Here is a 619-nt window from a genome sequence, read left to right as displayed (position 1 = left end):
GTCTTTATGTCTGGCGTSARGGCTCGCATCCGYTGATYGTRRTGGTSGGGCGGTCCACCGACRTGATTTTCGGCCAGTGGCGCAAGKAYGCGCTGCAGATCGGCRGYGCYATGGGCGCGCTCGGCCTGATCKCCTGCGCRCTGATGCTGATCCTGGCGCGCGAGATGGGCAAGCGCGGCGAGATGGAAGACARGATGGCGCGCCTCGCSATGACCGAYGGCCTSACYGGTCTTGCCAACCGACGTCATTTCGACGTGGTGATGGACAAGGAATGGCAGCGCGCCCAGCGCGCCCGYGCGCCGATCTCGCTGCTGATGATCGACGCCGACCACTTCAAGGCGTTCAACGACAATTTCGGCCATCAGGCCGGCGACCTCGTTCTGTGCGGGATCGCCTGGAGCATCGCGCGGCATGCGCAACGTGCCAGCGATTGCGCCGCGCGCTATGGCGGCGAGGAATTCGCGCTSATCCTGCCGGGCCTCTCTCTTCTCGATGCCATCGAACTTGGCGAACGGATCCGCATCGAAGTGGGCGATCTCGAGCGCGACGGCATGGGCACGACCACAGTCAGCATCGGCGCAGCCTGTCTGGTGCCGTCATCGCTGAACACGTCGAACGA

Annotated in this window: 1 protein-coding gene; it reads left to right on the top strand. The window is 64.5% G+C overall.

Features of this window, described 5'->3' with window-relative positions; translation table 11 throughout:
- Positions 1-143: 143 nt before the first annotated feature.
- The coding region (locus tag AC1DU6_RS34650; RefSeq protein ID WP_477863041.1) for a GGDEF domain-containing protein at positions 144-619 on the top strand (476 nt) is incomplete at its 3' end.

The organism is Roseateles sp. P5_B10 (assembly GCF_056400485.1).
The sequence above is the reverse complement of the archived record's forward strand: the minus strand, read 5'-3'. Positions and strand labels throughout refer to the sequence as shown.